The organism is Dietzia sp. NCCP-2495 (genome assembly GCF_026011735.1).
Lineage (GTDB): Bacteria > Actinomycetota > Actinomycetes > Mycobacteriales > Mycobacteriaceae > Dietzia.
This window is the reverse complement of sequence record NZ_BRVN01000002.1, coordinates 277,921-292,347: the sequence shown is the minus strand read 5'-3', so window position 1 is coordinate 292,347 and position 14,427 is coordinate 277,921. Positions and strand designations below refer to the sequence as shown.

The following is a 14,427-nucleotide window of genomic DNA, read 5'->3' as shown; positions in this document are numbered from 1 at the left end:
CCGGGCCCCCGCGAATCCCCATCTCCGAGATTGACGCCGCGACCGGACTAGGCTGGGTGCGTTGGGTACGAGTGGAACCCGGTCCATCGTGTAACACGAGCGAAACATTCGGTTGACTGCCGGGCAACACCGCGCCCATATCGTGAGGTCACCGCACGACGGGAGACACCGGTTTTCCGTCGCACTTCAGAGACGAGGAGCGAATCGTGGCATTCTCCACGCCGGACGAGGTCATCAAGTACGTCAAGGACGAAGGCGTCGAATACGTCGACATCCGGTTCACCGACCTGCCGGGTAACGAGCAGCACTTCACGATCGCCGCAGCGGCGTTCGACGAGGACATGTTCGAGGACGGCCTGGCCTTCGACGGCTCCTCCATCCGGGGGTTCCAGTCGATCCACGAGTCCGACATGATGCTCCTGCCGGATGTCGCGACGGCCCGTCTCGACCCCTTCCGCAAGGCCAAGACGCTCAACATCAGCTGCTTCGTCCACGACCCGTTCACCCGCGAGGCCTACAGCCGCGACCCGCGCAACGTCGCCCGCAAGGCCGAGGAGTACCTGCTCTCCACCGGCATCGCCGACACGTGCTTCTTCGGGGCCGAGGCCGAGTTCTTCGTGTTCGACTCCGTCCGCTACGGCTCCGGGACGAATCACGGTTTCTATGAGGTCGATTCGATCGCCGGCAACTGGAACACGGGCGCCGGCCAGGAGGCCGACGGCTCGCCCAACCTGGGCTACAAGGTCCGCGAGAAGGGCGGGTACTTCCCCGTCGCCCCGTACGATCACTTCGTCGACCTGCGCGACGAGATGTCCACCAACCTCACCAACGCAGGCTTCGAACTCGAGCGGTTCCACCACGAGGTGGCCGGCGCCCAGCAGGAGATCAACTACAAGTTCAACACCCTGCTGCACGCTGCCGACGACGTCCAGCTGTTCAAGTACATCGTCAAGAACACCGCCCGAAAGAACGGCAAGTCGGCCACGTTCATGCCCAAGCCACTCTTCGGCGACAACGGCTCGGGCATGCACGCCCACCAGTCGCTGTGGAAGGACGGCAAGCCGCTGTTCCACGACGAGTCCGGCTACGCGGGGCTGTCCGACATCGCCCGCTACTACATCGGCGGCATTCTGCACCACGCGCCATCGCTGCTGGCGTTCACCAACCCCACGATCAACTCGTACCACCGGCTCGTCCCGGGCTACGAGGCCCCGATCAACCTCGTGTACTCACAGCGCAACCGCTCGGCGTGTGTCCGGATCCCGATCACGGGCAACAACCCCAAGGCCAAGCGCATCGAGTTCCGCTGCCCCGACTCCTCAGGCAACCCGTACTTCGCGTTTGCCGCGATGATGATGGCCGGCCTGGACGGCGTGAAGAACAAGATCGAGCCGATGGCGCCGGTCGACAAGGACCTCTACGAGCTCCCGCCGGAGGAGGCCGCCGATATCCCGCAGGCGCCCACCTCGCTGCCCGCAGTGATCGACCGCCTCGAGGCCGACCACGAGTACCTGACCGAGGGTGGCGTGTTCACCGAGGACCTCGTCGAGAACTGGATCTCGTACAAGCGCGAGAAGGAGATCGCCCCGGTCAACCTCCGCCCGCACCCGCACGAGTTCGAGCTCTACTACGACTGCTGATCTCCTGCTCTCGGCACGACCCTGAGACCCGCGTTCACCTCGCCTGGCGAGAGGGACGCGGGTTTCGTCGTCAGGGAATCTCCTAAACCGTCCAGACGGCACGCCGAATGCCTACGGTGGGACGGGAAGGCCCCTCGTGCTGTGGGCCGGCAGGGACTCCGACGTCTGACGGGCAGCGCTGGAAGGAGCGGACACACGATGGACGCCGACGAGATCGACTTCCGGAGCACCTCTCCGCGGGCCCGGCCGCTCAAGGTCGTGGCCGCCGCACTGGATCCGGAACACGGACCCGAGGTGGGAGTTAACGGACAGGGCTACCCCGTGTGGCTCAAACTGTCCCGGGTCCTCGATCCCGAGGAGGCCCACATGATCGTCGAACGGAATCCGTTCCTCCACGCGACTGCGGGCTCCAGGAAACTCGTCGCACTCGACACCACGGTGGAGACCGTCCGCGAGGAGAAGGACCGACTCCAGGCGCTCCTGGCGGACGTCGAGGCCGACGCCATGGCCGAGCGAGTCAGGCAACGGGCAGAGGAGACCAGAGCGGCCGAGGAACGGGAGACGGAGATCCTCCGCCGCAAGGGCGTCCTCGGCGAGATCGACTGGTAGCCGGCACAGGCCGGCGGAGATCAGCCCAGTTTGGCGATGTTCCCCGGGCAGTAGGTCGTGACGGCCGCGCCGAGGAAGTACCCCTGGCCATCCGGATCCAGGCGTCCGGCCTCGCCGAGCCAGCCCGACACCTCGTCCATCTGCTGCCCACCGTCGAACCGGCCACATGCCTCGTGTGCGGTGGCGACCGGATCCATACCCTCGGGCAGGACGACACCACTCGACTCCATCAGGGCGAGGAAGTCCCCGTCCCCGGGCGCCGCAGGCGGAGGCTGCGGGACGTCGAGATCAGGCGCCGGGGCGGGCCCGGTCTCCGGCTCAGGAGCCGGAAGCGGTTCCGGCTCCCCGGGAAGCGGCTCAGGTGCCGGGGACTGCACCGGCGGCGGTGGGACCGGTTCCGTCGGCTTCTCCGGCCGCTCCTCCGCGAAGGGGGTGGACGACGAGGTGGACATGGTCGATCCCTCGTTCGAGACCTCGGGGGCCTCACCGTCCACCGTGGCGCCCCCGCATCCCGCGAGGACCGCGGCGAGAGCGACGGCGACCGATCCGGAGGCGAGAAGACGCGCGCGTGAACTCATGGTGCGCATGGTAGGTCACCCGACGGGGTCGGTGTGAAGTCGTGCTGGTTCCTGCAGTCCCAGAAGATCCCTCCTGTGCACGCGAACGGTACGGGCTGGGAGGCTCCTCACGTCACCGCAGGAACTTGCGCAGGTCCCCCAGCGCCGCGATCACGCGGTCCAGGTCATCACCGTTTCGGACCATCGATCGGACCGTCTCGGCGACCGACGCGACCGTCGGGGTGGTGGTGGCCTGGGGCGGGGTGGGGTCGGCCGTGGTGTCGGCGAGGGCCTTCGACGCGGCGCGCGCGGAGCCTGAGCGGCGACGGTCCGGCCCCAGGTCGATCTCGAAGCGGTCCCCCCGCTCGTCGGAACCGAGGCATCGGACGCGCTCGTCCGCGGGGACGCCGGCGGCGCGGACGGCGTCGACGAACTCGTACAGATCGCCGTAGGTGACTCCGTCGAGGGTGAGGGTGAGGTTCATGGTGACAGGCATGTGGCCAGGTTATCGCCGGGTGCGACGCGCGCGCATCGGTGATGACCCTGGTCTCTCCCCTGACCCGCTGCCGCTCAGCTCTCTCCCCAGAACACACGGTCCACGGCCTTGCGACCGTGGCGGGTGACGCGGAGGTACTCGTTGAGGAACTCGTGTCCGTCGGAGGATCCGGTGCAGATCGACGCCACCGCGTCCAGGATCTTCCCCTGGGCCGGGAGCTGGTCGACGGACTTGCCGCGGGCCAACACGAGCGCGTTGCGGGCGTGTCCGGCCATGAGCCACGACTGGACCAGTGCCTCGTGGTCCTCCTCGAGCAGGTACCCCGCCGCGACCGCGTTGTCGAGGGCCTCCACCGTGGACGTGGTGTGCAGCCCGGGCTCGTGTGCGGCGTGCTGCATCGTGAGCAGCTGGGCGCACCATTCCACGTCTCCCAGGCCACCGCGGCCGAGTTTGGTGTGAGTCGACGGATCTGCGCCGCGTGGGAGTCTCTCCGAGTCGATCCGCGCCTTCATCCGTCGGATCTCCTGCACGGTCCTGGGTGGCACCCCGTCCGCCGGATAGCGGAACTCGTCGATCATGTGGAGAAAATCCAGGCCCAGGTCCGCGTCGCCCGCGGCGAAGGACGCGCGGAGCAACGCCTGGAGTTCCCAGGTCTCGGCCCACGTGGAGTAGTACGCGCGGAACGACGCGAGGGTACGCACGAGGGCACCGTTGCGGCCCTCGGGCCGCAGGTCGGTGTCGAGGTCAAGTGGAGGATCCGACGACGGCGAGGACAACAGTTTCCCGACCCGTTCGGCCACCTGCGTCGCCCACTTGAGAGCGTCCTCCTCCGGGACGCCGTCGGTCGGGTCGCACACGATCAGCACGTCCGCGTCCGACCCGTAGGACAGCTCGTTGCCACCGAGTCGGCCCAGGCCGATATAGGCGAGACCGGCCGGCTGGACGCCGTCATCCGGCATCATGTCACGCACGACGGAGGCGAGTGCGGCCTCGAGCACCGCCTTCCACACCGCGGTCAGGCGACGTCCGACGTCGGGCACGGAGATCATCCTCAGCACGTCGGCGACGCCGATCCGGGCCAGTTCCGCACGGCGCAGCGACCGCGCCGCCGCGATCACCTTCTCCGGGGTGCGGTGGCGGGCCGCCGAGGCGGTGAGCGCGGAGGCGATGTCGGAGACCTGCGCGGCCATGAGCAGCGGCCCCTCGGCGCCGTCGGTGAGGTCCGGGATCACCTCGGGATTGCGCATGAGCAACTCCGCCACGAACGCGGAGGTGCCCAGGACCTGGACGAGGCGTCGCGCCACGATGCTGTCGTCCCGCAGGGTGCGCAGGAACCAGGTGACCTCCTCGTGTTCCTCGCACAGGCGCCGGTAGGCCAACAGTCCGGCGTCCGGGTCCGGGGTGTCGGCGAGCCATTCCATGAAGGTCGGCAGGAGCAGTGCCTGGATGCGGCCGCGTCGGTTGTTCTGTCCCGCCAGCGCCCGCAGGTGACCGAGCGCGTTGCGGGGCGAGCCGAAGCCCAGCGCGCCGAGCTGCCGCTCCATCGCCTCCGGACTGAGCGAGAGCGCCTCGGCATCGTAGGAGGCTATCGAGTCCAGCAGGGGCCGGTAGAACAGCTTCGAGTGCAGTCGCCGCACCCTCTTGCGGACATCCACGAGGTTCCGGAGCAGGACCTCGGTCGCGTTGCGGGGCATCTCGGGGCGGATGTCGGCGGCGCGGGCCAACCAGCGGTAGGCCTCGTCGTCGCCGTCCTCGGGCAGGAGGTGGGTGCGCTTGTAACGCTGGAGCTGGAGGCGGTGCTCTAGCAGGCGCAGGAACTCGTACGCGGAGACGAGCTCGGCCCCGTCCTCGCGGGCGATGTAGCCTCCGGCGCGCAGCGCGCCGAGTGCCTCGACAGTGCTGGTGACGCGCAGTGTCTCGTCGGTGCGGCCGTGCACCATCTGCAGGAGTTGGACGGCGAACTCCACGTCACGCAGTCCACCGCGGCCGAGCTTGAGCTCACGTTCACGGAGGACCTCGGGCACGTTCTCCTCGACGCGTCGCCGCATGGCCCGGACGTCGTGGACGAAGTCGTCCCGCTCCGAGGCGGTCCACACCATGGGGTTGACCGCGTCGTGGTACGCCTGAGCCAGGGCGAGGTCGCCGGTCATCGGGCGGGCCTTGAGCAGGGCCTGGAACTCCCAGGTCTTGGCCCACCTCTTGTAGTAGGCCACATGGGACTCGAGGGTCCGGATCAGTTCGCCGGCCTTGCCCTCGGGACGCAGTGCGGCGTCCACCTCGAAGAAGGCCATCGAGCCGATGCGCATCATCTCGCCTGCGACCCGCGTGGTGCGGGCGTCCGCGGGTTCGGCGACGAAGATCACGTCGACGTCCGAGATGTAGTTGAGCTCGCGGGCACCGCCCTTGCCCATCGCCACCACGGCCAGACGCGCCGGCATCGGTGAATCGGGATAGACGGTCGTCACGGCCACGGCGAGTGCTGCGGTGAGCGCGGCGTCAGCCAGGTCGGCGAGTCGACGGCCGACCTCCCCGAACTCCAGCGCGGGCTCGTCGGCCTCGACCGTCGAGGCGAGGTCGTGCGCGGCGAGGAGCGCGATGTGGTCCCGGTAGGCCGAGCGCAGGACGTTGACGGCGGCGCCGCCGGTGATCCCGGCCCGGTAGGTCCCGGCGGTGCGCAGGTCCTCGGTCTGGGACGGCTCGGGCGCGTCGTCGACCGGGGTCTCAGGAGTGGCGTCCACCGCGCCGAGCATGTCCGCCAGCACGTCCTCGCGAGTGGGCAGGGACTCCCGGAGCAGTGTCCAGCGCCAGGGCTTGGCCACGAGGTGGTCCCCCAGCGCGCTGGAGGAGCCAAGCAGGGCGAGAAGTCGTGCCCGCACCTGCGGGTCGTCACGCAGTGTCGCGTCCAGGGCCGCGACGCCGCTGTCCGGCCCGCCCGGTCTTGTAGCGCTGCGCGCGTGGGACACCTCGGCGAGCGACTCACGCAGCCGGACCATCGCACCCAACGCGAGATCCGGGTCCGGCGCGCGGGACAGTGCCCACAGGACCGGCACCTCGTCGTCACCGGTCAATCCGAGGTAGTCGAGCCATTCACGGGCCCGGTCGTCGAGGAGTCCGAGTCTCCCTGGGCTGGGGATCCTGCGGCGGGAGGAGTCTGCGCTCACGCTCCGGGTCCCGTCAGAGGCTGAGGTAGTTGCGCAGCTCGAACGGCGTCACGTCGCTGCGGTAGTCACGCCATTCCCGCCGCTTGTTGCGGAGGAAGAACTCGAAGACGTGCTCGCCCAGCGCCTCGGCGACGAGTTCGGACTCCTCCATCGCGTCCAGTGCCTGCTCGAGGCTACCCGGCAGGTCGGTGTAGCCCATCGCGCGACGCTCGCGGCGGCTCATGGTCCACACGTCGTCCTCGGACTCCGGCGGGAGCTCGTAGCCCTCCTCGACGCCCTTGATGCCCGCGGCGAACATCACCGCGAACGCGAGGTACGGGTTGCAGGCCGAGTCCGGGCTGCGGACCTCGATCCGGCGCGACGAGGCCTTGTTGGGCGTGTACATGGGCACGCGGACGAGTGCCGAGCGGTTGGCCCGGCCCCAGGTGGCCGCCGTCGGTGCCTCACCGCCGCCGATGAGTCGCTTGTAGGAGTTGACCCACTGGTTGGTCACCGCGGAGAACTCCGGCGCGTGCGTGAGAATGCCCGCCACGAATGACTTGGCGGTGGCCGACATCTGATACTCGTCGTCCTGGTCGTGGAACGCGTTGGTGTCGCCCTCGAACAAGCTCATGTGGGTGTGCATCGCGGAACCCGGGTGGTCGCGCAGCGGCTTGGGCATGAACGACGCCCGCACACGGTTGTTCATCGCGACCTCCTTGACGATGTACCGGAAGGTCATGATGTTGTCCGCCATGCTCAACGCGTCGGCGTACCGCAGGTCGATCTCCTGCTGGCCGGGTGCGCCCTCGTGGTGGGAGAACTCCACCGAGATCCCCATCGCCTCCAGCGCCTCGATCGCGTGGCGTCGGAAGTGGGGTGCGGTGTCGTGCACGGCCTGGTCGAAGTACCCGCCGTTGTCGGTGGGCACCGGCTCGGCGCCATCGGTGTCGAGGCTGTGGAAGAGGAAGAACTCGATCTCGGGGTGCACGTAGCAGGAGAAGCCGAGGTCGGCCGCCTTGTTGAGCTGGCGACGGAGGACGTGGCGCGGGTCGGCCCAGCTGGGGCTGCCGTCCGGGTTGAAGATGTCGCAGAAGATGCGGGCGGAATGCTGGCCGCCGTCGTCATGCGCCCAAGGAAGTACCTGGAAGGTCGACGGGTCCGGTTTGGCGACCGTGTCCGCCTCGGAGACCCGGGAGAATCCTTCGATGGCGGACCCGTCGAAGCCAATGCCCTCGCCGAAGGCGCCTTCGAGCTCGGCCGGGGCGACGGCGACTGATTTGAGCGTGCCGAGCACGTCCGTGAACCAGAGCCGGACGAACCGGATATCGCGTTCTTCGAGGGTCCTGAGAACGTACTCCTGCTGGCGGTTCATGCCGTCCAACCTAGTGCCTGCCATATGACGTCCGTGTGACATCCCACCCCGCGCCGCCCGACGCGACGTCTCACGAAGGCTCCCGGCGTACCGCCGGAGTCCGCACGGGTGTGGCTGAGGAGTGGCGTCCGCCACTCTCATCGAACCGCGCGCAGGTGCGTGGCAGACTCGTCCACGGTGTCGAGGGGACTCCTCCCCCGCACGTCATCGCCCCCTGGTCCACCCGGGGACCGGCGCACCGCCGGCCTCGAGGTCAAGAAAAGGAAGGCCACACCACCATGACCGAATCCGCTGACACCCCGGTCTACGGGTCGAGCCCGGAGTCGGGTTCCACCTCGCAGGGCCTGACGCGGGTCACGCGCATCCACCATCTCGCCGAGCTCAAGGCCAAGGGCGAGCCCTGGCCTATGCTCACCGCCTACGACTTCGTCTCGGCCCGCCTGTTCCAGGACGCCGGTATCCCCGTGCTCCTGGTGGGCGACTCGGCCGCGAACGTCGTGTACGGCTACGACACCACGGTGCCGGTGACCGAGGCGGAGATGATCCCGCTGGTGCGGGCCGTCACCCGGGGCGCCCCCAAGGCGCTCGTCGTGGCCGATCTGGTCTTCGGCAGCTACGAGGCTTCGCCGACGCAGGCGGTCGAGGCCGCCATCCGCATGATGAAGGAGGGTGGTGCGCAGGCGGTCAAGCTCGAGGGCGGTGTGCGCATAGCCCCGCAGATCCGCGCGATCGTGGACGCCGGTATCCCCGTGATGGCCCACATCGGTTTCACGCCGCAGTCCGTCAACGGCCTCGGCGGCTTCCGCGTCCAGGGCCGTGGCGACGCCGCCGAGCAGCTCCGCGCCGACGCACGCGCGGTCCAGGAGGCCGGCGCGTTCTCCGTCGTGATGGAGATGGTGCCCGCCGACCTGGCCACCGAGGTCACTGCCGAGCTGGAGATCGCCACCGTCGGTATCGGCGCCGGCAACGGCTGCGATGCACAGGTGCTGGTGTGGCAGGACATGGCGGGCCACGGCACCGGCGGCCGCACTGCGAAGTTCGTCAAGCAGTACACCCAGCTGGCCGACAGTCTCCGCGAGGCTGCGCGTGAGTACGGCACCGAGGTCCGATCGCGCGCCTTCCCCGGCCCGGAGCACTCGTTCTGATGACCGGTTCCGGCGACGTCCGTCCGGGCGGCGACCAGCCAGAAGGCGACCAGCCCGGAGTCGACCGGCCCGGCCCCCTCGTCCCGAAGGGCATGGATGCCCCGGGCCGGGCGCCGTATCCGGCGCTCGAACCGTACGAGACCGGGATGCTCGACGTGGGCGACGGCCAGCGGCTGTACTGGGAATGCTCCGGCAACCCGGACGGCACGCCCGTGGTCTTCGTCCACGGCGGGCCCGGCGGCGGGACCAGTCCCGCGCACCGGCGGATGTACGACCCGTCGGTCTACCGGATCATCTTGTTCGATCAGCGGGGCTGCGGCCGCAGCACCCCGCACATCGCCGACGGCGCCGATCTCTCGGTCAACACCACGTGGCACCTCGTCGCTGACCTGGAGCGGCTACGCCAGCACCTGGGAATCGAGCAGTGGCTCGTCTTCGGCGGGTCCTGGGGGTCGACGCTCGCGCTGGTATACGCGCAGGAGCACCCCGACCGCGTCCGCGGACTGGTGCTGCGGGGGATCTTCCTGTGCCGGCCTCAGGAGATCGACTGGTTCTACCGCGGCGGCGCGGCGCACCTGTTCCCGGACGTGTGGGAGGGCTACCGCGCCCCGCTGATCGCCGCCGACGGCGCTGACGCCGTGCGTGCTCCGGAATACGACCACGTGGCCGCCTATCACCGGTTACTGCACTGCGGTGACGCGGCGATCGAACTCGAGGCGGCCCGCGCGTGGACCACGTGGGAGACGTCCACGTCGCAGCTGCTCCCCCGCGCGGCCTCCGATGGCTCGGGCGACTCCGACGGTGTCGGCGACCGCTTCGCAGTGGCGTTCGCCCGGATCGAGAACCACTACTTCGCCCACGACTCGTTCCTCACCGGTCGGGCGATCCTCGATCGGATGGACCGCATCGCCCGCATCCCGGCGGTGATCGTGCACGGCCGGTACGACGTGGTGTGCCCGGTGACCAACGCGTGGGAGCTGCACGCTGCGTGGCCGGGGTCGGAGCTACACATCGTCCCCGACGCCGGGCACGCGATGGCCGAGCCGGGAATCACCCATCTCCTGCTCCAGGCCACGGACCGGTTCCGCCCCTGACCGTCGGGCGTCAGACCACGCCGAACCGCCGGGTCATGGCCACGGTCCCCCGCTGGTAGGCGGTCGGGAAGAGACGGACGAGGGCGTCGATCGCGTAGGCGTCCGGTCCGACGAGGATCCGGGCGCGACGCCGCTCGACGCCGTCGAGGATCACCCGTGCCGCGGTGGAGGCCTCGGTGCGGGCGAACTTCTCGTCGAAGACCGCCGCGAAGTCCTTGCTGTCCAGCCCCTCGGCCGCTCCGGCATTGCGGGCGACGGCCGTCTTGATGCCTCCGGGGTGGACGCAGCTCACGTCGACGGGGTGGCCGGCGGCGAGCATCTCCATCCGTAGAGACTCGGTGAACTGCTGCACCGCGGCCTTGGCGGCGTTGTACGCGTTCTGCGTGGGCACGGACAGGATCGCGAAGATGCTGGAGATGTTGACGAGGTGTCCGTCGCCCGAGGCGATGAGGTGCGGGAGGAATTCCTTGGTGCCGTGGACGACGCCCCAGTAGTCCACGTCCATGACGCGCGCGATGTCCTTGTACCCCGATTCCTCGACGCGGCCGGTGAACGCGATGCCCGCGTTGTTGATCACCAGGTTCACCTCGCCGAAGTGCTCGGCGACCACGCCGGCGTACTCGGCGACCATGGCCTGTTCGGTCACGTCGAGCCGCTGGGAGTACACGTCGGTGGCGCCGTCGCCGCGGGCGAGCTCGACGGTCCGGGCGAGCCCGTCCACATCGACGTCCGACAGGGCCAACCGGGCGCCGCGCCGGGCGGCCTCGCGGGCGAGCTCGCGGCCGATCCCGGATCCGGCACCGGTGACGACGACGACGCGGCCGTCCATCCGCCAGCGGGGTCGGCGGCCCAGGAGCCCGCCGAGCGTGTCGGTCGTGGACGCGATGAGACGGTTCACTGCTGGTTCACCTGCCCGGACTTCTCCGCTGCCGCGGCAGCGGGGACCACGTCGACCTCCGGGGTGTCCGGATCGTCTGTTGAGACGGTGGCGACCGCGTCAGCGGCCGCGGTGCGGCGGTAGGCACTCAGGTCGAACTCCCGGGTCTGCCCCCGATAGGCGAACGTGAAGTCGGGCCAGACGGCCGGTGCGTTGCCCTTGGCGTCGAGGTACCAGCTCGCGCAGCCGGAGGTCCACACGGTCTCATTGGTGTCCGCGCGCAGGGCCGCGTTGTAGGCGCCCTGCACGGCCTCGCGGACATCGACGGTCTGCAGCCCACGCTCGCGCATGGTCTCCATGGCGCTCGCCAAGTAGTTCAACTGCGATTCGATCATGTAGATCATCGACGAGTGCCCCAGACCTGTGGCCGGTCCCACCAGCACGAAGAGGTTCGGGTATCCCGAGACCGTGGTGCCCTTGTAGGCCTCCATGCCGTCGGTGGCCCACTTGTCCGCCAGGGTCCGTCCCGCCGCGTCGCGGACACGCTCGAAGAACGGTGAGTCGGTGACGTGGAAGCCGGTGGCCACCACCAGGACGTCGGCGGGGTGATCGACACCGTCGGCCGTGACGATCCCGTCCGCGGTGACCCGCTCGATCGGCGACGTGACCAGGTCGACGTTGTCCCGCGACAGCGTCGGGTACCACGTGTTGGACAGCAGGATCCGCTTGCAGCCGATCTCGAATGTGGGAGTCACCGCCTCGCGCAGCCGTCGGTCCCGTACCTGCATCGCCAGGTGAGCGCGGCCGATGAGGCGGATGGGCGTCAGCGCCGCGCGACTGCGGGTCAGCCCGACCACCTGGAATTCGCGGCTCGCGTACTGCAGTGCCCGCACCGCGCGCTGGAGGCAGGGAATCTTCCGATAGGCGGCGCGTTCGGTCTCCGAGTAGGTCCGGTCGATACGCGGCAGGATCCATGGCGCGGTGCGCTGGTAGACGTCCAGATGCTCGACCTGTCCGGCGATGGAGGGCACCACCTGGATGGCCGAGGCGCCGGTGCCGATCACCGCGACCCTCTTGCCCGCCAGCACCGTCCGGTGATCCCAGCGAGCGGTGTGGAAGACCTGCCCTGAGAACTCGTCGATCCCGTCGATCTCCGGCAGCTTGGGCTCACACAGCGCCCCGACCCCCAGCACCACGACGCGGGCGTCGTAGGTATCCGCGTCGGTCTCGACGGTCCAGCGTTCGCGTTCGGCGTCGAACTCGACTGCGGTGACCTCCACGCCGAAACGGATCTTGTCGAGCACCCCGGACTCGTGGGCGACCGAACGGATGTAGTCGTAGATCTCGCCCTGCGGCGAGAAGGCCCGTGACCACCCGGGGTTGAGGGCGAACGAGTACGAGTAAAGGTGCGAGGGCACGTCGCACGCGGCACCGGGGTAGGTGTTGTCCCGCCAGGTACCGCCCACGTCGGACCCGCGTTCGAGGACCACCAGGTCGTCGAACCCCTCCTGTGTGAGCCGGATGGCAGCGCCCAGGCCGGAGAAACCGGCACCCACCACCAGTGTGTCGACGGTTCTGTTCTGTCGCATGTCTTCTCCCCCGGATGTCACTGTGCCTTCTCCCGCGGATACCACGGTGTCTTCGCCCACGGATGTCACGGTCTGCGTACGCCGATCGTCTCGCCCGGCGAGGGCGTCGTGTGATCGGAACCACCTAGACGTTACCCGCAGGTAAGGAGATACAGGGGTGAGGTGCCGCGCCGCGTTCACCAGAGCCTGGTAGAACCAGGTCATGTCGATCAGTGAGAGCCTCGAGGTGGAGAGCAAGTTCGAGGTCGGAGCAGATACCCTGCCCCCTTCCGCCGAGTCCTTCGCCCCACTCGTCGCGGATCCCCCGGTCGAGCACGACCTGTCGGCGGTCTACTACGACACCGCCGACCTCTCGCTCACCCGGCACAAGATCACGCTGCGCCGTCGCACCGGCGGGACCGACGAGGGCTGGCACCTCAAACTCCCCGGCAAGGACGGTCGCACCGAACTCCGGGCCCCGCTCGGCGACGAGATCCCCGAGTCGCTGGTCGCCGCCGTGGCCGGGGTGGTCCGTCGCCGCGACCTGACCCCCATCGCCCGCATCGACAACCGCCGACAGGTGACCCTGCTGCGCGATGCCGACGGGACGGCCGTCGTCGAGTTCTGCGACGACCGGGTGACCACGTGCTCGCACGTGCACGACACCGAGTCGGGATGGCGGGAATGGGAGACCGAAATCGTCGACCCGACACTGCCGCACGCGGGTGAGGCCCTGGCCGCGGCGTCCGCGGCATGCGTCGCCGCAGGGGCCGAGGTCTCGTCGTCGTCGTCCAAACTCGCCCGCGCCGTGGGCCCGGTCCCCGACCTGTGGGACCGGGGGGTCTCGCCGGTCCGCGACGCACTCGGCGAGGACCTGCGCCAGCTGCTCGATCACGATCCGGCCGCGCGGCGCGTGACCATGACCGGTGTCCACCAGGTGCGCGTCGCCGTACGAGGCCTGCGCAGCACCATCGGCACGTACGCCGCCGAGCTCGAGGCCGAGACCGCGGACACGGACATCGACCTGCCGTCACTGTTGGACGAGCTCAAGGTGCTCGCCGCGGTACTGGGCAAGGTCCGCGACATCCAGGTGGTCGCCGAGCGACTCGAGACGATCGCGGCCGAGTACCCCGAGGATGTGGTGAGCGCGCAGACGCGGGCCCGACTGCGGACCGAGCTCGACTTCGAGGAGAAGCGGGCCGGCGAGCGCGTGACCGCCGCCCTGGGTTCAGACCGGTACCTCGACCTGATCGACGGTCTCCACGACCTGCTGAGCGTGGCCGGCACCGCGCCCGGGGCAGGCCGCCTCGCCGGGGACGCCGGGTCAGGCGCCCCGTCCGGGACTGTGAAGCAGACCAAGAAGCAGCAGCGAGAGGCCACAGACCTGGTGCTCCGGGGCATCGACCGGCAGTTCGCGAAGTTCACCAAGGTCCGCACGCGCACCGAACGGGACCTGGCCTCGCTCGACCTCACCCTGGCCCAGCGTGAGGAACTCACCCACGTCGTGCGCAAACGCGCCAAGTCCCTCCGCCGGAACGTCGGTTCGCTCCCCGACCGTGGCGACCTCAGTGTGGCGCCGCTGCGCACCGCCTGCCAGCGCCTGCACACCGTGCTGGGCGAGGTGCAGGACAGCGTGACCGCCCGGCAGTGGATCCGTCGGATCGTCCGGCGTGCCGAGGCGGCCGGTGAATCGACGTTCGGTTTCGGCGTGCTGTTCGAGCACGAGCGGGGATTCTCCGAGCGCGCGCTGGCCGGGTTCGAGGCCGATGCCGCGACGGTCACCGCCGCCTACCGCGAACTCTCGGAATCCCGTCGGGCGACTCGCCGCCGCAGCAGTAAGGGCGGCAAGGGCGGTAAGAAGCGCGGTCACTGACGCCTCGCCCGCCTCGCCCGAGCAGGACGGCGCTCGCACTGAACGGCGCTCGC

11 protein-coding genes are annotated in these 14,427 nt (G+C 69.3%); 5 read left to right on the top strand and 6 right to left on the bottom strand.

Annotated elements, in window-relative coordinates:
- Positions 1–206 precede the first annotated feature (206 nt).
- Both glnA (OPF83_RS03595) and OPF83_RS03590 read left to right on the top strand, forming a co-directional pair.
- Entirely contained in the window at positions 207–1,640 is a 1,434-nt protein-coding gene (gene glnA, locus OPF83_RS03595) for a type I glutamate--ammonia ligase (protein ID WP_264885833.1), read from the top strand.
- A 198-nt stretch (positions 1,641–1,838) separates the two neighbouring features.
- Complete coding sequence (locus OPF83_RS03590; protein ID WP_264885832.1) at positions 1,839–2,249, top strand: hypothetical protein; 411 nt, start codon at positions 1,839–1,841, stop codon at positions 2,247–2,249.
- Between the two features lie 20 nt (positions 2,250–2,269).
- Here the strand turns inward: OPF83_RS03590 and OPF83_RS03585 are convergent, their stop codons facing one another.
- The 4 genes from OPF83_RS03585 to glnA (OPF83_RS03570) all read right to left on the bottom strand — a co-directional run bounded on the left by OPF83_RS03585 (position 2,270) and on the right by glnA (OPF83_RS03570) (position 7,817).
- Positions 2,270–2,827, bottom strand: a complete 558-nt coding sequence (locus OPF83_RS03585) for a DUF732 domain-containing protein (protein ID WP_264885831.1) — start codon at positions 2,825–2,827, stop codon at positions 2,270–2,272.
- Between the two features lie 112 nt (positions 2,828–2,939).
- Complete coding sequence (locus OPF83_RS03580; RefSeq protein ID WP_264885830.1) at positions 2,940–3,302, bottom strand: hypothetical protein; 363 nt, start codon at positions 3,300–3,302, stop codon at positions 2,940–2,942.
- A 74-nt stretch (positions 3,303–3,376) separates the two neighbouring features.
- Positions 3,377–6,463, bottom strand: a complete 3,087-nt coding sequence (locus tag OPF83_RS03575; RefSeq protein ID WP_264885829.1) for a bifunctional [glutamine synthetase] adenylyltransferase/[glutamine synthetase]-adenylyl-L-tyrosine phosphorylase — start codon at positions 6,461–6,463, stop codon at positions 3,377–3,379.
- 13 nt (positions 6,464–6,476) lie between these two features.
- Complete coding sequence (glnA, locus tag OPF83_RS03570) at positions 6,477–7,817, bottom strand: type I glutamate--ammonia ligase (RefSeq protein ID WP_264885828.1); 1,341 nt, start codon at positions 7,815–7,817, stop codon at positions 6,477–6,479.
- 278 nt (positions 7,818–8,095) lie between these two features.
- Between glnA (OPF83_RS03570) and panB the strand changes: the two genes are divergently transcribed.
- Positions 8,096–8,962, top strand: a complete 867-nt coding sequence (gene panB, locus OPF83_RS03565) for a 3-methyl-2-oxobutanoate hydroxymethyltransferase (protein WP_264885827.1) — start codon at positions 8,096–8,098, stop codon at positions 8,960–8,962.
- 146 nt (positions 8,963–9,108) lie between these two features.
- A complete protein-coding gene (gene pip, locus OPF83_RS03560) occupies positions 9,109–10,056 on the top strand; it encodes a prolyl aminopeptidase (protein ID WP_264885983.1) in 948 nt (315 codons plus the stop codon).
- Positions 10,057–10,066: 10 nt separating this feature from the next.
- Here the strand turns inward: pip and OPF83_RS03555 are convergent, their stop codons facing one another.
- Both OPF83_RS03555 and OPF83_RS03550 read right to left on the bottom strand, forming a co-directional pair.
- Positions 10,067–10,885 carry an SDR family oxidoreductase gene (locus OPF83_RS03555; protein ID WP_264885982.1) on the bottom strand — a complete coding sequence of 273 codons (819 nt, stop codon included), beginning with the start codon at positions 10,883–10,885 and terminating at the stop codon, positions 10,067–10,069.
- Positions 10,886–10,950: 65 nt separating this feature from the next.
- Positions 10,951–12,522 carry an NAD(P)/FAD-dependent oxidoreductase gene (locus OPF83_RS03550; protein ID WP_264885826.1) on the bottom strand — a complete coding sequence of 524 codons (1,572 nt, stop codon included), beginning with the start codon at positions 12,520–12,522 and terminating at the stop codon, positions 10,951–10,953.
- Between the two features lie 202 nt (positions 12,523–12,724).
- Between OPF83_RS03550 and OPF83_RS03545 the strand changes: the two genes are divergently transcribed.
- Positions 12,725–14,374 carry a CYTH and CHAD domain-containing protein gene (locus OPF83_RS03545; protein WP_264885825.1) on the top strand — a complete coding sequence of 550 codons (1,650 nt, stop codon included), beginning with the start codon at positions 12,725–12,727 and terminating at the stop codon, positions 14,372–14,374.
- Positions 14,375–14,427: the final 53 nt, after the last annotated feature.

Coding starts and splice junctions, on each gene's coding strand:
- OPF83_RS03590 (WP_264885832.1), top strand. CDS start 1,839: ATGGACGCCGACGAGATCGACTTCCGGAGCACCTCTCCGCGGGCCCGG.
- OPF83_RS03585 (WP_264885831.1), bottom strand. CDS start 2,827: ATGAGTTCACGCGCGCGTCTTCTCGCCTCCGGATCGGTCGCCGTCGCT.
- OPF83_RS03580 (WP_264885830.1), bottom strand. CDS start 3,302: ATGCCTGTCACCATGAACCTCACCCTCACCCTCGACGGAGTCACCTAC.
- glnA (WP_264885828.1), bottom strand. CDS start 7,817: ATGAACCGCCAGCAGGAGTACGTTCTCAGGACCCTCGAAGAACGCGAT.
- panB (WP_264885827.1), top strand. CDS start 8,096: ATGACCGAATCCGCTGACACCCCGGTCTACGGGTCGAGCCCGGAGTCG.
- pip (WP_264885983.1), top strand. CDS start 9,109: ATGCTCGACGTGGGCGACGGCCAGCGGCTGTACTGGGAATGCTCCGGC.
- OPF83_RS03555 (WP_264885982.1), bottom strand. CDS start 10,885: ATGGACGGCCGCGTCGTCGTCGTCACCGGTGCCGGATCCGGGATCGGC.
- OPF83_RS03550 (WP_264885826.1), bottom strand. CDS start 12,522: ATGCGACAGAACAGAACCGTCGACACACTGGTGGTGGGTGCCGGTTTC.
- OPF83_RS03545 (WP_264885825.1), top strand. CDS start 12,725: ATGTCGATCAGTGAGAGCCTCGAGGTGGAGAGCAAGTTCGAGGTCGGA.